Source organism: Flavobacterium zepuense (genome assembly GCF_007097145.1).
Taxonomy (GTDB): Bacteria; Bacteroidota; Bacteroidia; order Flavobacteriales; family Flavobacteriaceae; genus Flavobacterium; species Flavobacterium zepuense.
Genome location: NZ_VJVZ01000005.1, coordinates 311639 through 333603, shown reverse-complemented (window position 1 = coordinate 333603; position 21965 = coordinate 311639). Strand labels below are relative to the sequence as shown.

Here is a 21965-nt window from a genome sequence, read left to right as displayed (position 1 = left end):
GCATAATTTTGGCTTTTATTTAGGGTATAATTCGTTAATTTTCAACCCTAATTCAGGAAGGATTCAAAATGGCATTACATATAAGGCTGCTTATACTACTGGCGTTCTTTGCCATTGCGCCCATGCAGGCCCAGGATAAAACTACACCCCGCGATACCGTAAAAGAAAAGCAGGACCAGATGTATAAAAAGCTGGAGGACTATTCTAAAAGGCGCAAGTTTACCAAGTTTATACATAAGCTTGTATTTAGGGCAGTTAAGGAAAAAGCACCGTCTAAAAAACGTAAGGAAATTAAAAAGGCAGCACCCGAAATGCAAATAGACTATGCAAGGGTGCAAGGTAAAATAGTACGCAAAATTATCATTGAAACCCTTGATCCGTTTGGATATTCGGTTACCGATACTGTTCGCAAACCCGATAACTGGTTAGAAAATTTTGGAAACAGGGTACACCTTAAGTCCAAGCAAATGACTATACGTAATTTGCTGCTTTTTAAAAAGAACAAACCGCTCGATTCGCTTTTGATATTAGATTCTGAACGTTTAATACGTAGCCAGCGCTACGTGCGCCGTGTTGCTATTACGCCGCAAGTTACTAATAGTAAAGATTCTATAGATGTTTACATCCGGGTGCTTGATTCCTGGAGCCTTATCCCCAACGGATCCTTCTCGGGCAGCAGTACATCCTTAAAATTTACTGAGCGTAACTTTTTTGGACTGGGGCACCAGTTTGAAAATGATTTTGATAAGCGTTTTGATACCGGCGAAACCTCTTACCTGGCCCGATACACGGTACCTAACATAATGAATACCTATATTAATGCGCAATTAACTTACCAGATATGGCAAAGCGATAACTCTCTTAAAGCCTTCGGGTTAAACAGGGATTTCTTCTCTGCATATACACGCTGGGCCGGTGGTGCCTATGTAGAATCGCGTGTGCAGCGCGATACCCTGCCTAATGCACAGAAAGAGTGGGAATATCAAAACTTTAACTCTAAAGCACAGGACTTTTGGGGTGGTTATGCGTTTAAAATATATGAGGGTGAAACCGAGGAAGACCGTACTACAAGGCTGGTAACCACAGCGCGTTACTACGCCCGTAAATACTCTGAAACCCCAACGTTTGAGTATGATTCGGTCAATTTTTACTCTAACGAACATTTTTACATGGGTAGCGTGGGTTTAACATCGCGTAAATTCGTTCAGGATAAATTCCTCTTTAATTACGACATTGTAGAGGATATCCCCATAGGCAAGGTATATTCAGCCACGTTTGGTGTTCAGGACAAGAATCAGGAAAAGCGGCTTTACATAGGCGGGCGGTATGCGTTTGGTAACTACTACAAATGGGGCTATTTTAGCCTCAATACGCAGGTAGGGTCGTTTTACTATCGCGGCAAAACCCAGCAAACCACACTAAGCCTTGATGCTTTGTATTTTACCAATATTAAAACCTGGGGCAAGTGGCGTTTTAGGCATTTTATTAAGCCCATGATTGTTATGGGAGATAACCGGATGTCTATAATTACCGACCAGCTTAGCCTTAACGGAGATGCCACAGGCATACCGGGGTTTGACAGCCGTACGCTGCTTGGCACTAAAAAAGCTGTTGTTACCCTGCAAACGCAGTCTTATTCCCCATGGAATGTTCTGGGTTTCAGGCTAAACCCTTTTGTTAGTTTTACTGCAGGTGTTATTGGTACTGAAGAGCATAAGCTTTTTGAGAGTAAACTCTACACTAAAATTGGTGTAGGGCTTTTAATTTACAATGACTACCTGATATTCAACAGTTTCCAGTTATCACTGGCGTTTTATCCCGATATTCCCGATAGGGGAAGCAACCTTTTCCGTACCAATACCATCCAAAACTCTGATATTATATTGCCCGATTTTCAGGTTGGAAAGCCGGGGGTCGTACCCTACCAATAATTGTTCAGAAATCAGAATTTAACGCTAATATTTCACTTTCGGATTTCGAGTTGCGTTAAAAACACCTTCTTTTTTACCTATTTTTGGCCGTAAAAAAGCTAATATTTCACTTTTGGATTTTGAGTTGATTTTTTGATTTTACAAATTTTGCTCTGCTTGGTAACAAATGTTAAAGGTTCTCGTCTAACTTATAAGAACCAACTAAAAATAACACTTTGGAAACCATCTTATCTATTAACGGCCTGCACAAAAAATTTGGCAAAATTCACGCCGTTAACAACGTTTCTTTTGAAATACAGAAGGGAAATGTATACGGCATTTTAGGCCCCAACGGTAGTGGTAAAAGTACCACTCTGGGTATCATTTTGAGCGTAGTAAACAAAACCGGCGGCAATTACAGCTGGTTTAACGGCAGGCTGGAAACGCATGAAGCCCTAAAAAAAGTAGGTGCAATTATAGAGCGTCCTAATTTTTACCCGTACATGACAGCGTACCAAAACCTAAAACTGGTATGCGAAATAAAAGGTGTACCATTTAGTAAAATAGATGAAAAGCTTGAGGTTGTAGGCCTGTCCGAACGTAAGGACAGTAAATTCCGCACCTTTTCATTGGGTATGAAACAAAGGCTGGCTATAGCCTCTGCCCTGCTTAACGATCCTGAAATTCTTATTTTAGATGAGCCTACAAATGGACTTGACCCTCAGGGTATACACAAAATACGCGAAATCATTAAGCTTATAGCGGCACAGGGAACTACTATATTATTAGCATCGCATTTATTAGATGAAGTAGAAAAAGTATGCAGCCACGTAGTAGTAATGCGCAAAGGTGTAGTGCTTTATACCGGTACGGTAGATGGAATGATAAACAGCGAAGGCTTTTTTGAATTACAGAGTGATGATAATGCTAAACTGGAAAATCTTTTGGCTCAGCACCCGTCGGTTAGCACTATTAAGCTGAACGATGGCAAAGTAACCGTATACTTAAAGGGTACACTTGAGGCTGGCGAGCTTAACCGCTACCTGTTTGATAATGGCATATGCCTTAGCTACCTTGTAAAACGTAAAAACAGCCTTGAAGAGCAGTTTATCCAGTTAACATCTAACCAACCCGAAAACTAAACCACACCATGAAACGACTTATAAGCATCGAACTCCAAAAATTATGGAGAAACAGGGCGAGCAAAATACTTATACTTTCTTACTTTATAATCCTGTCTTTTATTGCATTAATAGCCTCTATTAAATTTGAGATTTTTGGCTTTGAGATAAAACTTGCCGAGCAGGGAATTTTCAACTTTCCGTATATCTGGCACTTTAATACTTATGTAGCCATGTATCTTAAATTTTTCCTGGCTATAGTAATCGTGTCAATGATGGCTAACGAATATACGTATAGCACTTTAAAGCAAAACCTTATAGACGGTATGAGCAAAAAAGAGTTTATGCAGTCTAAAACGCTTACGGTAGTGCTTTTTGCAGGTGCCTCTACCCTCTTTATTTTTTTAATGTCACTCATACTGGGATATAGCTTCTCTGCTTACACAGAAGCTTCCATTGTATTTTCGGATATGATTTACCTTGCTGCCTATTTTGTTAACCTGTTTGCATTCTTTTCATTCTGCCTTTTTGCAGGTATCCTGGTAAAAAGATCGGCTTTTGCCCTTGGCTTTATACTGGTTTGTTACATAGCAGAAGGCATTGTTTACGGGTTGCTTAGGTGGCTTGTATTCCATTCATCTGAAGCAACCTCGCGCGTAGCTGATTTCTTCCCGCTTACCTCTATAAGCAATTTAGTTGTAGAGCCATTCACTCGTTTTAAAGCGTATAAAGCTATAGAGGGGGCTGTGCAGCAAGGTGTTGCCGTACCTAAAGATTATGGGGTGCATTGGTACAATGTTGTTATTGCTTTATCCTGGGCAATTATATTTTTATTACTCTCTTACCGTATACTTAAAAAGAGAGATCTTTAATCTTACACTATATAAATATCAAAAAAAAATGCTCCGATTGGGAGCATTTTTTGTTACTGTAAATTTCTTTTTAAACCTTGCGAACCGGTTGGCAGATGCTCTATATACATCTCTGTACCAAAACGCTGCATGCTTTTAGAGTCTTTAAAGTGTTTGCGAACATATCTTGGCGTGCCGGGCCATTTCCTGTCGTTTGCAGTTATCTGGCTTATAGCAGCGGCAAAGTAAGGTTCTGTAGGCTGGCCTAAAACGCCCATATTTTCAAGGTCTTCATCAAGGTGCACATCGGCAGCTATACCGTTGCTATAATCGCCAAAGCCATCTTTGTTTACTATTTTAAGCACTATAGGCTGCATGGCATAAGTATGGCTGCCACTACGCCCGTTAGCAGTATAATCAGGTGAATCATATAAAGTAACCGAACCTACATTCTTACCCGTAGTTGTATCGCCAATTGTAACCACAGTAATATACGGCTTAAGGCAGTTAATAACCAGTTCGCTGGCCGATGCTGTACTTTGTGTGGTAAGTATATAAACCTTACTAAGGTTAAGGCTGTTTAAAAGTGTGCCGCTACCATCGGCAAGCCTCATATCAAACTTATTTATAAGCGCCGAAGGGTTATTACCCTCATAATAAGCCTGTAATTTAGCATTCCATTGCTCGCTCGCAAAAGTTTGCCCCATAAACTGGCCCGTAATCATACTGGCAAGAGAGGTGGCTGTTTGTACAGATCCTCCTCCATTATACCTTAAATCTAACACAAGATCGGTAACACCTGCATTTTTTAAAGTCCCGAAAGCATTATTAAGGTCTGTATCATAATTGCTGTAAAAACCGTTGTACATAAGATAGCCTATTGTGTGGCTACCCTCATTAATTACCTCAGTTTTATAAACAGGATTCTCTGCATATTCTGTCTTAGTAAGAGTTACCTGCTGTCCGTTAGGGGTTAAAACACCATTGCTTAAATCTGCAAAATTAAGGGTATAAGAGTCTTGGTTTAACAATTCGCGATAGTTATCTGCCGTAAGTGTAGTACCATTTACCGCATAAAAAATATCGCCCCTTTGTATATCTTTAGATGCAGCATCACTGTTGGGCAATATGTAGCGCACATATCCCATAACCGTAGTTTCAGACGCATCAGTATATATCAGGCCAAACTCGGCACCGGTACTCTTGGCAACACCCTGCAAGGCATCCTCTAAAACATGAAAGTCAGAAAATATCACACTCCACCGGTCTACAACGCCGCGCTGGTATAAAAGGCTTTCAAAAAGTTCCTCGGGGCTATAAGCAGTTAAAAAACTATTTAACTGTGCCTGGTTACCAAATTTATTATCGGCAAGGTTAGGAATTTCTTCCTGCCATAGGTAATACAGGTTTAATCCCTTCCAAATAAAGTCGTTTACAGGTACGGCATTATCATCTTCATCTTCGCAGCTATACAGTACAAACGCCCCAATAATAAGGGAAAACAACAATAGTGATACTTTTTTCATTTAGCAGTTTTTATATATAAAACGTAAATTTAAATATTTTTAATATTCTTTGTAACAAAAAATATCAGTATTCGTCTTCCTTTTATAAACCAATAACAAACCAATGAACCAGGCGGAGTTTATAAAAACCATCTCCCCGTTTAAAGACCGGGTCTTCAGGCTTGCCAAACGGCTGCTTGTAAGTACCGAAGAAGCGGAGGACGCCACCCAGGAGGTGCTGGTTAAATTATGGAACAACAGGGAAAAACTTGGCACTTATAATAGTGTAGAAGCCCTGGCCATGACCATAACCAAGAATTACTCCCTGGACAGGCTTAAGAGCAAACAGGCCAGCGAAATGCGCATTGTACATTCTAACTATACTGACAGGCAGGCAGGCCTGCAGCAACAAGAAGAAGATCGTGATAGCTGGAGCTGGGCAGAAAAGATAATGCAAACATTGCCCGAACAGCAAAAGCTAATACTGCAAATGCGCGATATAGAGCAGTATGAGTTTGAAGAGATCGCCAAGATTATGGATATGAACGAAACCGCCGTTAGGGTGGCACTATCCAGGGCAAGGAAAACATTAAGAGAAGAATTGACAAAAACACACAGCTATGGAATTAAAAATAATTGAACAACTACTGGAAAAGTACTTTGATGCAGAAACCAGTATTGCCGAAGAAAAAGAGCTTAAGGCTTACTTTTCTTTACCGGATGTGGCGCCACACCTGGAGCAGTACAGGCCTATGTTTGGGTACTTTGCCAACCAGGCCACACAAAAGTTTGATAAGCAGGTACCGCTAAAAACCAAAAAACATTATGGTAAATGGCTATCTGTAGCAGCAAGCCTTGTGCTTATGGCCGGTATGCTTACCTGGTTTAACATTAGCCAGCCTACCAGTAATCCGGAGGAACTGGGCACTTACAACGATCCTGAAACTGCCTTTAAGGAAACGCAAAAAGCGCTCAACATGGTATCTAAAAATGTTAATGTGGGCGTAAGCAGCATGAATTACTTAGGAGAATACGAACAATCAAGAAAAACAATTTTTAAAGACTAATAACCATGAAAAAGTTTATAATCACCCTACTTGTAGCAGCTTTGCCTGCTGTAACCTTTGCACAATCTGCCTTTGATAAATTTAATGATGTAGAGGGCATTGAGGCCGTATCTATTAGCGGCGATATGTTTAAAATGATAGGCGGACTGGAAACATCTGAAGATGATGACAGTACACAACAGATGCTTAACCAGGTTAAAAACATACAAAGCCTAAAGGTGTTTACAACATCTGAAAAAAAGTACCGTAAAGAAATTACCACTGCGGTTGCTGATTATCTTAAAGCTAAACCGCTTGAAGAATTGATGAGCATTAACGAAAAAAACAACAAGATTAAAATATATGTAAACCAGGGTGGCGATGCAAACCTGATTACCGAAGGGCTGGTTTTTATACAGGACATTGATGATAAAAATGTGGTACTGGTATCGTTTACCGGCAACATTAACCTTAACGACCTTAAAAACCTAAAAGGATTTAAGGGGCCTAAAGGGCCAAAAGGTTCTAAATAATTGCAGCACACCAAAAACAAAGAATATTTAATATACTTACAATCAGAAATAATGAAAAAGTTTATAATAGCTTTAATGTTTACCTTTTTACCCACACTGATCTTTGCCCAGTCGGCATTTGAAAAGTATGAAGACAGGCCGGAGATCACATCGGTAATAGTGACTAAAAAAATGTTTCAGCTTATGGGCGAAATGAAGCTGGATGCAAAAGATAAAGATGCCCAACAGTACCTTAACCTGGTTAAAAAGCTGGAAAACCTTAAGGTGTTTACCACCGAAAGTGCTAAATACAGTAAGGACATGAAAGCCACGGTAGATACTTATTTAAAAGCGCACCCGCTTGATGAGCTTATGCGCATAAACGACGGTGGCAACAGTGTAAAGATATTTGTAAAATCGGGCGCTACGGCATCTCAGGTAAAAGAATTACTTATGTTTGTAGATGGCACAGGCCCTAAAAACAACACGGTATTGCTTTCGTTAACCGGTAGTTTTGACCTGGCCGACCTAAGTGTCCTTACCGATAAAATGAACCTGCCGGGTGGCAAGGAACTTAAAAAAGCAGCTAAAAAATAAGCCTCATGATCAGAATTTTAATGTTACTTACAGCCGCAGCCCTATCTTTTGTTTCTTGTAGCAGCGAGCCCTCCATGCAAAAATACCTGGTAGAAAAGGCAGATGCGCCAAATTTTATAGCTATTGATGCATCGCCAAGTATCCTTAAAAATAAGGCTACTAAATTTACCGCGGAAGAGCGTGAGGCCATAGATGCCATAAAAGGTATTAATGTACTGGTGTTTAAAGCTACTAAAGATAATAAGGCTGCTTTTGAGAGCGAATCTACGTCTGCTAAAGGCATTTTAAAAACCGATGGCTACGAACCATTGGTTAAAATAAATGCTAATGGCGTAGTGGCTTCTATAAATACTAAAGGCGAAGGTGATAAGATAGATGAGTTTGTGGTGTATGCACAGCAACCGGAGACTGGCTTTGGGGTTATCCGCATAACAGGCGATAACATAACACCTAATACTGTGATGACGATTGCATCTATGATTCAGAAAACCGGCATTAATGCCGAGCAGTTTAAACCACTGGAGCAGTTAGTAAAAAGCAAACAATAACGGAGTTAGTTTAGGTTTCAAATAAAAATTCCCCATAGTGTAATGCTAAGGGGAATTTTGTTTAAAGCATATTTGAACAGACTCTTTTATTCAATAATTTTAAAGTATTTTACTAACCCTACTTCTTAAAATATTTAAGAGGAAACAACAGCATACCAAAACATTCGCCCTGGTCTTTACCTAAATGCTTGTGGTGCATTTTGTGGGCACGTCGTACCGCTTTGCCGTAACGGCTGGTAGCATTGCGGAATATTTTAAAGCGTTGATGTATAAAAATGTCATGTACTAAAAAATAAGTAAGCCCGTAGGCAAAAATACCCAGGCCAATGGCAAGGCCAATGCTTAAAATATCATACTGCCATAGCAGGAAAAAGCCAATACTTATTACGGCATAAAATATAAAAAAGGTATCGTTACGCTCAAACCACGAGTCGTGATCTTTACGGTGATGATCGGCGTGCAGATGCCACAAAAAACCATGCATAATGTATTTATGAGTAAACCACGCCATAAACTCCATCATGCAAAAAGTGAGCAAAAAAACTACTATATAAAGCCACATAACTGTAAAATTAAATAAATTTAAAACGGTAATCAAGATAGCATTTGGCCAACAGGGTTACTTTTTGATAATCAGGAACGCGTATACGCTTGTTCTTAATTTCTAAAGGCGGTGTATTTTTAAGTTTGGTAAGTAACGCTTTATAATATACATAAGCCGTATACACGCCAAATTTAGCTTCGGCAGGCAGTTTTACAATACCCTTATACCCTTCGTGCAGGTCGTCTTCAATTTCATCTATAATGGCCTTTTTAGTGGCATCGTTCATCTCGTTAAGATTAAGTGACGGAAAGTAATTACGCTCCAACCCTTCCAGATCGGCCTTGAGGTCACGCAGAAAGTTAACTTTTTGGAACGCCGACCCTAATCGCATTGCAGGTGCTTTAAGCTCCTCAAAACGGGCATCATCATTATTTACAAACACCTTAAGGCACATAAGGCCCACAACATCGGCACTGCCGTAAATGTATTCGTTATACTCGGCAAAGGTGGTGTACTCTTTTTTAACAAGGTCCTGTTTCATACTATGCATAAAAGCATCTATCATACCGCGCGGAATATTATACTGCCTTACCGTATGCTGAAACGCGTTTAGCACAGGGTTAAGGCTTATACCATTATGTAAGGCATTATCAAGATCGACTTCAAACAGTGCAAAAAGGCGCTCTTTATCATAATCATGAAAGGAGTCTACAATTTCATCGGCCAGGCGCACAAAACCGTAAATATTATATATATCCTGCCGTATGGCAGGTGCAAGCATTTTTACTGCCGTAGAAAACGACGTGCTGTAGGCACGCGTTACACTGCGGCAACACTCAAAAGATACCTTATCAAAAATTAACTTCATACGGTTGGGGTTACAAGTTCTTTAGTTGGTTTGGTGTGTTTTTGTATTAGTCCCGCAACCAGTTTGCCCGAAATAAGGGCCGGGGGCACACCAGGCCCCGGTACGGTAAGCTGTCCGGTAAAGTACAAGTTGTTAACCTTACTACTTTTAAGCTTAGGTCTTAAAAAAGCGGTTTGCCATAAGGTGTTAGCAAGCCCATAAGCGTTTCCTTTATAGGAGTTATAGTCCTTTATAAAATCGTTTACACAAAACGATTCTTTAAACAAAATATCCTGTTGCACCTGCTGCCCCGTTAAATTTTCAAAGCGGGTTATTATTTTTTGAAAATACTGTTCCCTAAGTTCCGGCGTGTCATCAATACCCGGTGCCAGCGGAATTAAAAATATTCCTGCCTCCTGCCCCTGCGGTGCGGCGCTATCATCTGTTTTAGATGGGAAACTGGCGTAGAACAAAGGCTCATCGGGCCAACGCGGGTTATCATATATATCTCTTGCATGCACATCAAAATCAGTATCAAAAAACAAACTGTGATGCTCTACATTTTCAATCTTTTTGCCAAAGCCTACATAAAACAGTAGCGATGATGGAGCAAAGGTTTTGCTATCCCAATATTTTTCAGAATACTTACGGTGCTCTTCATCAAGCAATGATTCGCCGTGGTGGTAATCAGCACCACATACTACAATATCAGCTTTAACTGCTTTGCCATCAATCATAAGCGAAGTGGCAGAACCATGGCTTACGTCTATTTTAGTTACATTGGCATTGGTTTTAATGGTAACACCCAGCTCTTTAGCTAAATTTACCATACCCTGCACAACACTAAACATACCATCTTTAGGGTGCCAGGTACCAAGGCCAAAGTCGGCGTAATTCATAAAGCTGTAAAACGATGGCGTATCGCTGGGCTTTGCGCCGAGAAATAATACAGGAAACTCCAGCACCTGCACCAGCTTCTTGTTTTTAAAGCGTTTACGCACATCTCGCGATATATTACCTAAAAACTGCCCTACCCTTGTCATCGTTTGTGTAGTAACAAGTTCTAAAGGTGATTCTCCCGGGCGGTACACCAAATCTTTAATGGCAATATCATAATTGCTACGGGCCTCATCCATAAACTCTATAAGGCTGGCACCGCTGCCTTTTTCTATACCCTCAAAAGTTGCCGCTATATCCGGCATATTATCAGCTATATTTACATAATCGTCTTTACCAAAAAACACCCTATAAGCGGGCGATAGCTTAGTAAGACTATAATAATTCTGCGGTGTTTTACCAAAATCAGCAAAAAAGCGTTCAAATACATCGGGCATCCAGTACCACGTTGGTCCCATATCAAATGTAAAGCCCTCTTTTTTAAGCTGTCTTGCCCTACCACCGGGCGTGGCATTTTTTTCATACACGGTAACCCTGTTACCCTGCTGAGCAAGGTAGCATGCTGCGGCTAACGATGAGAACCCTGAACCTATAATTACTATATTTTTAGCCATATTTGTTTAACAAATTATAAAAAAAACTAAACACTATTTTATTAAAGCCCTTCACTAAATTCGCCTATAGTGCCAAAAATTTTTATATTTTCATCTAAATTCTCAGGACTTATATGGCGGCTGTTGCGCCCAAAAATGTACAACTTTGTCTTATCATCATTTATTACACCCTCTTTAAGCTCCTCAATATAATCATTTACGTGCTCTGCAGTAGGTTCTACCGTCATATAAGTAACAAACGTAATATTGTCAAAGTAGGTTTTCACATCTTTTAAACTTTCGATTGGCACACTCTCGCCAAGAAAAACCGACCTATACCCGTTAAGCGCCAACTCATAGTTTATAAACATTAAACCAAGCTCATGTATCTCATTAGCAGGCAAAAAGAGCACATATACCCTCTCATGGTGCTTAACCGGGTCCATGAGCAATTTTTCTATGTTAGAAGCCAGCTTTTGCTTTATCAAAAAACTTACAAAGTGCTCATGCGCAGGGCTAATAGTATTAGTTTGCCACAGCATCCCTATCTCTTCCAAAAGCGGGATAAAAAAATCATAAAAGATCTCCCTAAAGCTTTTTTCCTGCAATACAGCATTATAAGTACTTAAAAATAGCGCCTGATCAAAATTCATCATGGCCAGCTTAAAGTTATTAAGCACATGGTTAGCCATACTCTTCTTTCCCAGTATCTCTTTTACCAAAATCGGCAACTTTTCATCCGGCATCTTGGAAATAGCCGATATTTTATAACCAAAATTATGCAGTGTAGTGATATTGAGCAACTTTTGCAGGTTCTCAATATCATACAACCGTATATTCGTATCGGTTCGCATGGGCTCCAGTATATTGTAACGCTTTTCCCAAATGCGTATAGTATGCGCTTTAATACCGGAAAGGTTTTCCAGATCGCGAATATTGAACTTGGTTTTTACTTTGTTTATCATTTTCTTTAAAAGATTAAACAAAACTAAGCTATTTAATTCATAAACACTTTATGATTTAAATAAAATTTCACTTTTTAAATGGCTTAATATTTCACTTTTGGATATTCAAATTAGCTATTTTCGGCATACATCCATATTATTTTAACTTACAATTGGATGTATTAAAAATTCTAATACTATTTGATGCCCTAATTTTACAAGCATCGTTACAAAGAACTAACAAAAACAGCGGCGCCAAACAGCCTATAAAACGACTTGCTAAATTTTTAAAAATCAGGCTTTTTAGCTCTAAAGTGTTAATAAATACACACACCCACGTTATATTTCGTATTTTTCTTGTAAAGCGCTCATACTAAAGTTTTTTTTATCGAAATAATGTGTACCTTTGCAGCTTCAAAAAAAGACAGATGGCATCTATAAGAAACATTGCAATTATTGCCCACGTTGACCACGGTAAGACTACATTGGTTGACAAAATTATGTACCATTGCCAATTGTTCCGTGATAACGAGAACACAGGCGACCTGATACTTGACAACAACGACCTTGAGCGTGAGCGTGGTATTACCATTACCTCTAAAAACGTTTCTGTTGTATATAAAGGAACCAAGATCAACATTATTGATACCCCGGGTCACGCCGACTTTGGTGGTGAGGTAGAACGTGTACTTAACATGGCCGATGGTGTTTGCCTTTTGGTGGATGCTTTTGAAGGCCCGATGCCACAAACACGTTTTGTACTTCAAAAAGCGTTAGACCTTGGCCTTAAACCATGCGTGGTTATAAACAAGGTAGATAAAGAAAACTGTACTCCGGAAGAAGTTCATGAGAAAGTTTTTGACCTGATGTTTGAATTAGGCGCAACCGAAGAGCAATTGGATTTCCCAACGGTTTACGGTTCTGCAAAAAATAACTGGATGTCTGATGATTTCAGGAACCAGACTGATAACATAGAGCCTTTACTGGACATGGTTATCAACAATGTACCGGAGCCAAAAGTATCTGAAGGTACTCCTCAAATGCTAATTACTTCTTTAGACTTTTCTGCCTTTACAGGACGTATTGCTATCGGCCGTTTAGAAAGAGGCGTTTTAAAAGAAGGCATGCCTATATCTCTTGTAAAAAGAGATGGTACGGTAACAAAATCAAGAATTAAAGAATTACACACTTTTGAAGGCCTTGGCCGTAAAAAAGTACAGGAAGTAATTGCAGGAGATATTTGTGCGATTATTGGTGTTGAAGGTTTTGAAATTGGAGATACAATCGCTGATTTTGAAAATCCGGAAGCATTGCAAACAATTGCTATTGATGAGCCAACAATGAGTATGTTGTTCACCATTAACGATTCACCTTTCTTTGGTAAAGAAGGCAAATTTGTTACATCGCGCCACATAAGGGAGCGTTTAACAAAAGAGTTAGAGAAAAACTTAGCAATGAAGTTAGGTGAAACTGATTCTGCTGATAAATTTATGGTTTTTGGCCGTGGTGTACTACACTTATCTGTTCTTATCGAAACAATGAGAAGAGAAGGTTATGAACTTCAAATTGGTCAGCCACAGGTTATCATCAAAGAAATTGACGGTAAAAAATCAGAGCCTATTGAAGAGTTAACGATCGATTTACCGGAGCATCTTTCTGGCCGTGCTGTTGAATTTGTAACCATCCGTAAAGGAGAGTTACTTTCAATGGAAGCTAAAGGCGAGCGTATGATCGTTAAATTTAACATCCCGTCTCGTGGTATCATCGGTTTAAGAAACCAATTACTTACAGCTACTGCAGGTGAGGCAATTATGGCACACCGTTACATAGGATATGAGCCTTACAAAGGTGAAATTCCGGGCCGTAACAACGGTTCGTTAATATCTATGGAGAATGGTAAAGCAATTCCTTACTCTATTGATAAATTACAGGATCGTGGTAAATTCTTTGTTAACGCTAACGACGAAATTTACGAAGGCCAGGTAATTGGAGAAAACAGCCGTAGCGATGATATGACTGTTAACGTTACTAAGATGAAGAAACAATCTAACGTACGTTCATCGGGTAATGATGAAAAGGCAAGGATCATCCCTCCTATCATCTTCTCTTTAGAAGAAGCGTTAGAGTACATACAAAAAGATGAGTACGTAGAGGTAACGCCTAAGAGCTTACGTGTACGTAAAATATACCTAAACGAAACCGACAGGAAACGTTTTAAATTCTAATATCTTTTTAGATATACAATTAGACAGCCCCGCAATGCGGGGCTGTTTTGTTTTACAGGATTAACATGTTACCACGGGCTAATACCAGTTTCAGGATCGTAATCGTCACTAAAAAATTGTCCTGTAAGGCCATCAGCGCCTAATGTAGCTGCTTTAACTACACGGGCAGCCGCATCTTCTACAGTTCCGGATCCGGAGTGGTTATTAAAGTCGGTCGCGGTGTAACCGGGGTCTACTGCGTTTACCTTAAATGGCAGCTCGCGAAGATCATAAGCTAATGTAATAGTATAGGCATTAAGCGCCGCTTTAGACGACACATAGCAGGCAGCCTTGTATGGGTAGTATTTCCAAGTTGGGTCGCTATGCAATGTAAGCGAACCAAGGCCTGAGGTTACATTAACAATTCTTGGTGCAGCAGATTGTTTTAGCAAATCTATAAAAGCCTGTGTGGTCTCGATAACACCAAAAAAGTTTGTCTCAAATACTTCTTTAAAATCGTTAGCGGTTGCCTGTAACGAACCCTGCGGCTGCACGCCCAGTATACCTGCATTGTTAACCAATACATCAAGCACTTTTGTTTTGGTACCTAACACTTCTCGCGCGGCTTTTACAGATGCAGCATTGTTCACGTCAATTTCTATCACCTCAGCATTTGTAAGCCCTTCTGCTTTTAATTCGCTAACGGCTTCCTCACCTTTTGCAACGTCCCTGCTCCCCAGGTATACATAGTATCCTTGCTTGAGCAATTGCCTTGCTGTTTCTAAGCCTATGCTTTTGTTGGCTCCTGTTATCAGTACTGTTTTCATATTTATATTTAATTGTTTAACAGTACAAAGCTACCTTTAAGGTTGCTGATGATCGTGACACATCCTATGGTATTAATGGTACATTTTACGGATGGCAATGCGGCACTCGGCAGGGGTTGTACCGGTTTCACGTTTAAAGAAACGATTAAAATAAGAAGCATCAGAAAATCCAAGGTTAAAAGCAATCTCCTTTAAAGGATTATCGGTATGGAATAGCTGTCGGCGGGCTTCTAACACTAACCGGTCATGTATATGTTTAATAGCAGGTTTACCGCTTTGGATTTTTACAACCTCGCTTAAATGTCCCGCAGATATATTAAGCAGCGAGGCATAATCGTTTACTTCGTGCATTTCACGATAGCATTCGTCTATCTTAGCATGATATTTCCTCAATAATAATTTATCCTCAACGGTAGACACATCTTTATGCTGCTCTATATATAGGCGACTTAAATAAGTTAACAATACCGACATGTAGGCACTAAGCATGCGGTGCTGCCACTCACCTGCTGTTTGATATTCAGTAGTTATCTTCGCCAGCATATCTTCTACAAACCGAACATCTGCTTCGTTAAGCAGCAACTCGTTGCCATTATAAGAATTTTGTATAAGCGGCAGCCTGCTCAATGCGTTATTTTCCTGCAAAGACAGGAACTCGGCCGTAAAAGCAATACCGGTACACCACAAACGTTCCATTCCCTCTTTAACTATAACTTTATCCGGAGGCAAAAAATAAATAGCGTTATCCTTAAGATCATACGATGTCATATCAACCCAATGGCGATTGCCGCCACGCCTCATAAAAGCAAGCAGGTAATGATCTTTACGGTGTGGTATTAAAAGATCGGACTGGGTGGGTACACTGCCCTCAAAATTGTATACCCTAAAATGCCTGTTACCGGTTTCATCATGCTCTATAGAATATAATGGTATTTGCTTTTGATTTAGTACTTGCATTGTTTAAGCTATTCTTTGCATTTTAACCAAACTAAGGTATAACATTATATCGGATTGCTAAAAAAGTGATAGGCATATAATTTAATGAGACCGTATTGTAATACAAAAAGGGAAGAAAATAAGGCTGAACCCGCTTTCTTCCCTTTTTGGATATGTAATAATCAGATCAATTAAACGATTGCCTGAACTCTAAAGGCGATACATTAGTTTTTATCTTAAATAGTTTACTGAACGATTGCGGATGTTCAAAACCCAGTTCGTAAGCAATTTCGCTAACCGATAAGCGGGTTGCCGATAGCTTTTCTTTTGCCTTATCTATCAGTTTTTCGTGTATATGCTGCTGTGCGTTTTGCCCCGTTAGCGATCGTAGCATATCGCTTAAATAGCGCGGCGAAAGGTGCAGCTGACTTGCCAGAAACTCTACCGTAGGCAAACCCTTGGTTAGGGAGTCCTGCGCTTCAAAATAACTGTTTAAAAGGTTTTCCATTTTAGAGAGCACATCATTATTAACCGATTTACGGGTAATAAACTGGCGTTTATAAAAACGGTTGCTGTAGTTAAGTAGCACTTCTAAATACGAAATCAGTACATCCTGGCTAACATCATCAATAGCGTTATCAAGTTCGCGGCCTATGTGGTCCAGCACCTCCAGGATGGTTGTTTTTTCCTTGTCCGAAAGGTGTAGCGCCTCATTAGCTTCATACGAAAAGAAACCATAGTTTTTAATGTTCCTCCCAAGTGGATAATTGCGTATAAAGTCGGGGTGGATAAAGAGTGTTACGCCATACATTTCGGCATCCGGCTCCACTGTAATAACCTGGTGCGGAGCGGTAAATACAAGGCCGCCTTCATCAAAATCATAATATCCCTGCCCGTACCCTATCCTGCCTTTCTTTACCTTTTTGTATGATATCTTATAAAAATCAAGTATAAACGATTCGGGCATATCGCCCATAGCCACTTCAATCTTAGTATTGTCTACTATGCTGATGAGCGGGTGCAAAGGCCCCGGCAGGCCCAATATACGGTGCAGCCCGGCAATAGAATTTATGATAACAGGGTGTGGTGCAACTCTTTTCATACTGCTAATTTACAAAATTATAAACCTAATACGTTCTGGCGCATTTCTATTCTAAATGCCTCGTTGCCTATTTCTTTGTGCCGGGCATACAATGCTTTAGCATCGTTACCTGCAACATAGCGCACCTGGTCTTTACCATCGGTAGCGGCTTCATACACTACAGTGGCAATATCTTCGGCGGTGGCAAAAGTATCGGTATCAAAAAGCGACCAAACCTTAGCATTGGCATCATTATAAGCCGGGTGCGAAGGCATCTCTAAAGAGCGGCCCCCAAAATCGGTAGCAATACCGCCCGGCGCAACGGTTTTTACACCAATATTAAACAGCGACATTTCTAAAGAGAGGCTTTCACTCCAGCCCTCCAGCGCAAATTTAGTAGCGTGGTATATAGATGCCAACGGAAACCCAAACAAACCGCCCATAGAGGTTGTGGTAATGAACAGTCCGCTTTTTCTTTTCCTAAAATAAGGTATAAAGGCCTGTGTAACACTAATTACACCTAAAAGGTTGGTATCTATCTGTTTTACTATTTGCTGATGGGTTATTGCTTCCATAGGGCCTAAAAGTCCGTACCCGGCGTTGTTAAACACTACGTCTACACCCTGCTCAATGGCCTGTGCGGTTGCGCTGCCTATCTGCTCCTGATTGGTAACATCAAGCGGCAGCAGGGTAACATTTTCAAGCAGGTTTAACTCGGTTTCGTTTTCAGGGTTGCGCATGGTAGCTATTACCGCCCACCCTTTTTGATGAAATAATTTAGCTGTTGCCCTGCCTAAACCGGTAGAAGCACCTGTAATAAAAATTGTTTTCATGATTGTTTCATATTTACAGGACAAAATTCGGATATGTATAACCGCGCCGTGTTGCCAAAACGCAGATGGTTGTAGCCAAATTGACGTAACTGTGTCATAAACACCCATTTTATAGGGCCGCAAACAAAAAAAAGGCTGTAAACATAAAGTTTACAGCCTTTTTTCTTGTATAATCAAATCACCACTTTGCCAAATACTTCACAAACTTTTGAAGCCCGACGTCAATTTTTGGGATTGCAAATTATTCTTTTATAAAACGAAGCGATCTGCTTTGGTTTTGGGCAGTAATGGTTACAATGTAAACGCCTTGGGTAAGTTTAGTGGTATCGATAACAGCATCGGTACCCGCATTTATAGATCCGTTTAGTACCGCGGCGCCAAGTATGTTATACACCACGTAAGCCGACTGTGGCAATGCCGAACCAGCAGTAATATGCAGCTCATCATTAACAGGGTTAGGGTACAGCTTAGTGCCGTTACTGTTAAGGCTATGTCCATTTACACCTGCCGTAGGTGCCTGGCATCCGTTTGAGGTAAGCAGCGATGTTCGGCGTGGCGAATTTTGCAATACCGTCCACATCCTGGCTTTCTGCCCGGCAGTAAAAATGCTTTTACAGGCATCGGGCGTATAGTCCATGTGGTTTTCTATCTGGTCGGCACCTTCGCTGTCCGGGCAGGTATCGGCAGGTGTACACGAGGTATGCACGCCCGACACTGCCGGGGTATCATCGCAAAAATCGGTAGCAGAACAGCTGTTTTCGTCGCCCCAAATGTGCCTTAGCCCAAAATAATGTCCCATTTCGTGGCTGGCACTCCTGCCCTTATCGGCTTCAGGAAAATAGCTGGCAGCAGGAAAAACATCCGATGTGCCAAAGGCCTTAAAAGACATAGCAAGGCCATCTATAGAGGCTGTTGAAACCGCCTCATCCAATCCATCCAGTCCTGAACCTTCAGGAAAGTAAGCATAGCCGCCCACTTGTGCCAGCTGGCCACCAAATCGGCATACCCAAATGTTTATATAGCGTGTAGGGTCCCAGGCTGTGGCGGGCTTCATTTCTTCGTCTACCGCTTCCATAGAGTTCCAGCTTGCTTTGCCTAAATTATGGCGTGTTATGCCTGTGGTTGGGTTACCATCAGGATCTTGTTGTGCAAGGCAAAATTCAATTTCCATATCGGTACCGGCATTACCTTCCACATAACCTGGTGTGCCCTGTATTCGCCTAAAATCTTCGTTTAGCACCTGTAGTTGCGATAGTATCCTGGCATCCGGGATGTTCTCGCTAATACCCACCTCGTCGCCATCGTGTATAATGTGTATTACAACAGGCAGCGATACTACTTGGTTGGTAGATTGTCCCGACCTTAGAGTTGCAGTTTCTGATAATTTCGGAGCAAGCCATGACTCGAATTGCGTGGTGGTTTGCCCGATGTTTTTACTTTTGAGATAGCTGCTGTATTCGGTAGCGGCACAGGGAGTAAAACTTGCGCTTTGCGCATTGGCATCCTGCGCATGGGTAGTAGCCCCAAGTGCTACTATGCAGGTTGTTAGTACGGTTTTTAATGTATTGATGCTCATAATATATTTATTTTTAACAAATGTAGTTTGGGGTGGCATAATGGGTAGTTAACTACTATTATCTTATGTTATTTAGTGTTAACGGACAATACTTTTTTGATTTAAGTAAAACTCCCGGCTGTAAGACGGGCCGGGAGTTGAGAAAATTATATATGTGGGGAAAATTAGTTTTTTACTATTTTTTTGGTCACAACACCTTTATCTGTAGTGACAGATAGTATATAGGTTCCGCTTGCAAGGTCTTCTACATTTACAACTGCATTAGTTACGCCGTTTAAAGCAAGAGTTTTAACGGTACGGCCATTTACGTCGGTAATTACTGCGTTGTTAAACTGTGAACCGTTAGCACCTTCAAGGTTGATGACACTTGTTGCCGGGTTAGGGTACACTTTAAATGCCGATGCCGTAACCTCTTTTACACCAAGCGTTCCCGATTTTACCTCCAAGTCATCTATAAACAGGTATGTAGACTCTTCTGACTCAAAATGTCTTATTAATACTGTAACCTCCTCGCCTGCATACTCCGAAATATCATATGTAAAAACCTCAGATAAGCCGTTCGTACCATCTTCAGCAACAGGTGTTTGTTCGTTAATAAAGGCAGTAAAGCTCTCAATATCGTCGCCACTATTTTCAAAATCGTCTACAAGGACTACATATATAGCATAATGAGATACCGCCGTTTGTGTAGTACCAATACCCGACAACCTTAACGAAAGGCTTACAGGCTCATCTACAGGTAATTCTAAAATTGGGGTTATCAGTATATTATCAGACCCTTCAACGGGTACAGGGTTATTTTCGTCATCTAAAATAAAGTTCATACTGCCCATAACATTGCCGCTAAAGCCAAGCTGTGTTAGTACTGTTTGTGTTTGTATAGGCGAAAAGGTTACCTCATCGCCATCAAGGTCTATACCGCCCCATTCCTGGTCGGCAAGTTCCTGCAGGTCTTCAAAATCCTGGCTAATTATTACTGTTTGTTGTGCATTTGCCCCAAACGACAGGGCTAATAAAAAGGCTCCTGTTAGTAGTGTTTTTTTCATGATTGTGTATTGTTAAGTTATAGGGCAAACTTAAATACATTACAATTTTTAAAGCGTTATCTGTTGTTAAGCTGTGTTATTTAGTGTTAACTTAGCTTTTTAAAACTTTTGGGTTGATTGTTTCGGGTTTAGAGTTACGAGTTCAAAGTTGAAGTTTTGCATTACCATCAAATAACCAAATCAACAGATCAAAAAATCCACCCTTAAATCAAATAACCAAATTAACGAATCAACAAATTAACAATAGAAATTAATGTCGTACTGCAGTGTAATAGATACCATGCCGCCCGATAGGAGGGCGCTTCATAAAAACTACCACGATAACCACTACGGTTTCCCTATAGAAAGTGATAACGAACTGTTTTGCCGCCTTGTGATGGAAATTAACCAGGCGGGGCTTAGCTGGGAGATTATCCTTAAGAAAGAAAACTCATTCAGGCAGGCCTTTGATAATTTTGATATTGCAAAAGTTGCCGCTTATACCGAACTTGACCGGGAACGCCTGCTGGCCGATCCGGGAATTATTCGTAACAAGCTAAAGGTAAACGCCGCTATAGAAAATGCGAAAACCATTTTGCAATTGCAAAAAGAACACGGATCGTTTAAGGCATGGCTGGAACTTAACCACCCCAAAACCAAAGAAGAATGGGTAAAGCTTTTTAAAAACACTTTTAAATTTACGGGGGGCGAAATTGTAAACGAATTTTTTATGAGCATAGGCATGCTGCCGGGTGCTCATGTAGCGAGCTGCCCTGTTTATAAAGAAAACCAAAAGGCCGGTGCCCTTTGGATGAAGGATATGTAGCATATAAAAAACAGCCGCACCTGGCAAACGTGGTACGGCTGTAAATTAATTTTAACGAACAATAATAGTATAACAGCTAATGTTGCCTGATTATTGCCTTCTTAACATTTTTTCTAAATATAAATTCACTTCACCGTTAATTAGGCTGTATTGCTGCTTGTTTTGCTGCGATAGCCTGTCGGTAAATAATATGCCCAACAGATGATCTGTTTCATGCTGAAAGATAACCGCCGTAAAGCCCTCTATCATTTCGTCATGAAATTTACCGTCCATATCAAAATACGTCAGCTTAATAGTGTAGTTGCGTAATACATCGCCCCTTATATCGGGTATCGAGAGACAGCCTTCTGCACCTTTGCGCATTAATGCCGACCTCCACGTGATCTTCGGGTTAAGATATACCTCAAACGGTTCGCCGGGCTTATCAAAACGCTGTACCCAGATAACATTTTTATTAATGCCCACCTGTGGCGCGGCAATACCCACACCGGGGTTGGCAGTATCCCTTACGGTGGCATACATACGCTGGGTTAGTAGTAAAAGCGACTCGTCTTTAACATCTATGTTGGTGCTTAGCGTTTGCAGAATCTTTAAATCGGCGGCATCAGTAACCTGAAGCACCCGCATTTTAGCATTTCTGTCGCCGGCTTTAATAAGAGTGCGCTCGGCATCGGTAAATTTCTGGGCCGCAGCATTGGCTACAACAAATAGCGCAATCACTGCCAGTAAGGTGTTTTTCATG

22 protein-coding genes are annotated in these 21965 nt (G+C 40.6%); 10 read left to right on the top strand and 12 right to left on the bottom strand.

The genetic code is table 11. The features are described from left to right. The first annotated feature begins 68 nt into the window (after nt 1–68). From FMM05_RS10235 to FMM05_RS10225, 3 genes are all read left to right on the top strand, one after another. Complete coding sequence (locus FMM05_RS10235) at nt 69–1931, top strand: hypothetical protein (protein WP_143373267.1); 1863 nt, start codon at nt 69–71, stop codon at nt 1929–1931. 215 nt (nt 1932–2146) lie between these two features. Further along, nucleotides 2147–3052, top strand: coding sequence for an ABC transporter ATP-binding protein (locus tag FMM05_RS10230; protein WP_143373266.1), 906 nt, complete (start codon nt 2147–2149; stop codon nt 3050–3052). 8 nt (nt 3053–3060) lie between these two features. Further along, a complete protein-coding gene (locus FMM05_RS10225) occupies nt 3061–3903 on the top strand; it encodes an ABC transporter permease (RefSeq protein ID WP_143373265.1) in 843 nt (280 codons plus the stop codon). A 53-nt stretch (nt 3904–3956) separates the two neighbouring features. Here FMM05_RS10225 and FMM05_RS10220 read toward each other — a convergent pair whose 3' ends face one another. Beyond that, nucleotides 3957–5408, bottom strand: a complete 1452-nt coding sequence (locus tag FMM05_RS10220) for a S41 family peptidase (RefSeq protein WP_143373264.1) — start codon at nt 5406–5408, stop codon at nt 3957–3959. Nucleotides 5409–5511: 103 nt separating this feature from the next. On the opposite strand from FMM05_RS10220, the gene FMM05_RS10215 reads away from it, so the two are divergent. Genes FMM05_RS10215 through FMM05_RS10195 form a run of 5 tightly spaced genes read left to right on the top strand, consistent with a single transcriptional unit; the run spans nt 5512 to nt 8090 of the window. Continuing rightward, nucleotides 5512–6027, top strand: coding sequence for an RNA polymerase sigma factor (locus tag FMM05_RS10215; RefSeq protein ID WP_143373263.1), 516 nt, complete (start codon nt 5512–5514; stop codon nt 6025–6027). Next, complete coding sequence (locus FMM05_RS10210; RefSeq protein ID WP_143373262.1) at nt 6008–6454, top strand: hypothetical protein; 447 nt, start codon at nt 6008–6010, stop codon at nt 6452–6454. The genes FMM05_RS10215 and FMM05_RS10210 overlap by 20 nt, the downstream gene beginning before the upstream one ends. Before the next feature lie 5 nt (nt 6455–6459). Continuing rightward, nucleotides 6460–6966, top strand: coding sequence for a DUF4252 domain-containing protein (locus tag FMM05_RS10205; protein ID WP_143373261.1), 507 nt, complete (start codon nt 6460–6462; stop codon nt 6964–6966). A gap of 51 nt (nt 6967–7017) precedes the next feature. Continuing rightward, entirely contained in the window at nt 7018–7542 is a 525-nt protein-coding gene (locus FMM05_RS10200) for a DUF4252 domain-containing protein (RefSeq protein ID WP_143373260.1), read from the top strand. 5 nt (nt 7543–7547) lie between these two features. Next, entirely contained in the window at nt 7548–8090 is a 543-nt protein-coding gene (locus FMM05_RS10195; protein ID WP_143373259.1) for a DUF4252 domain-containing protein, read from the top strand. Nucleotides 8091–8208: 118 nt separating this feature from the next. On the opposite strand, the gene FMM05_RS10190 is transcribed toward FMM05_RS10195, so the two are convergent. From FMM05_RS10190 to FMM05_RS10175, 4 genes are read right to left on the bottom strand one after another with little or no spacing between them, the layout of a single operon-like run. Further along, nucleotides 8209–8652 carry a sterol desaturase family protein gene (locus tag FMM05_RS10190; protein WP_143373258.1) on the bottom strand — a complete coding sequence of 148 codons (444 nt, stop codon included), beginning with the start codon at nt 8650–8652 and terminating at the stop codon, nt 8209–8211. 10 nt (nt 8653–8662) lie between these two features. Continuing rightward, nucleotides 8663–9502 (bottom strand): phytoene/squalene synthase family protein, encoded by an 840-nt coding sequence (locus FMM05_RS10185; protein WP_143373257.1) that lies wholly within the window; start codon nt 9500–9502, stop codon nt 8663–8665. Next, on the bottom strand, nt 9499–10992 hold the full coding sequence (locus tag FMM05_RS10180) for a phytoene desaturase family protein (RefSeq protein WP_143373256.1): 1494 nt from the start codon (nt 10990–10992) through the stop codon (nt 9499–9501). The genes FMM05_RS10185 and FMM05_RS10180 overlap by 4 nt, the downstream gene beginning before the upstream one ends. Nucleotides 10993–11033: 41 nt before the next feature. Next, nucleotides 11034–11936, bottom strand: coding sequence for a MerR family transcriptional regulator (locus FMM05_RS10175; protein ID WP_317129564.1), 903 nt, complete (start codon nt 11934–11936; stop codon nt 11034–11036). Nucleotides 11937–12343: 407 nt separating this feature from the next. On the opposite strand from FMM05_RS10175, the gene typA reads away from it, so the two are divergent. Beyond that, nucleotides 12344–14140, top strand: a complete 1797-nt coding sequence (gene typA, locus FMM05_RS10170) for a translational GTPase TypA (RefSeq protein ID WP_143373255.1) — start codon at nt 12344–12346, stop codon at nt 14138–14140. Nucleotides 14141–14208: 68 nt separating this feature from the next. On the opposite strand, the gene FMM05_RS10165 is transcribed toward typA, so the two are convergent. The 6 genes from FMM05_RS10165 to FMM05_RS10140 form a co-directional block, all read right to left on the bottom strand. Continuing rightward, on the bottom strand, nt 14209–14946 hold the full coding sequence (locus FMM05_RS10165; RefSeq protein ID WP_143373254.1) for an SDR family oxidoreductase: 738 nt from the start codon (nt 14944–14946) through the stop codon (nt 14209–14211). Nucleotides 14947–15018: 72 nt separating this feature from the next. Beyond that, nucleotides 15019–15903, bottom strand: a complete 885-nt coding sequence (locus tag FMM05_RS10160) for an AraC family transcriptional regulator (protein ID WP_143373253.1) — start codon at nt 15901–15903, stop codon at nt 15019–15021. A gap of 166 nt (nt 15904–16069) precedes the next feature. After that, nucleotides 16070–16984, bottom strand: coding sequence for a helix-turn-helix domain-containing protein (locus FMM05_RS10155; RefSeq protein ID WP_143373252.1), 915 nt, complete (start codon nt 16982–16984; stop codon nt 16070–16072). A 17-nt stretch (nt 16985–17001) separates the two neighbouring features. Next, nucleotides 17002–17796 carry an SDR family oxidoreductase gene (locus tag FMM05_RS10150; protein ID WP_143373251.1) on the bottom strand — a complete coding sequence of 265 codons (795 nt, stop codon included), beginning with the start codon at nt 17794–17796 and terminating at the stop codon, nt 17002–17004. Nucleotides 17797–18037: 241 nt separating this feature from the next. Continuing rightward, complete coding sequence (locus FMM05_RS10145) at nt 18038–19372, bottom strand: M43 family zinc metalloprotease (protein WP_185965553.1); 1335 nt, start codon at nt 19370–19372, stop codon at nt 18038–18040. 164 nt (nt 19373–19536) lie between these two features. Continuing rightward, nucleotides 19537–20418, bottom strand: a complete 882-nt coding sequence (locus tag FMM05_RS10140) for a T9SS-dependent choice-of-anchor J family protein (RefSeq protein WP_143373249.1) — start codon at nt 20416–20418, stop codon at nt 19537–19539. Between the two features lie 253 nt (nt 20419–20671). Between FMM05_RS10140 and FMM05_RS10135 the strand changes: the two genes are divergently transcribed. Further along, the gene (locus FMM05_RS10135; protein WP_143373248.1) at nt 20672–21223 is read left to right on the top strand and encodes a DNA-3-methyladenine glycosylase I; all 552 of its coding nucleotides are present in this window, start codon (nt 20672–20674) and stop codon (nt 21221–21223) included. A gap of 90 nt (nt 21224–21313) precedes the next feature. Here FMM05_RS10135 and def read toward each other — a convergent pair whose 3' ends face one another. Then, entirely contained in the window at nt 21314–21964 is a 651-nt protein-coding gene (gene def / locus FMM05_RS10130; RefSeq protein WP_143373247.1) for a peptide deformylase, read from the bottom strand. Nucleotide 21965: the final 1 nt, after the last annotated feature.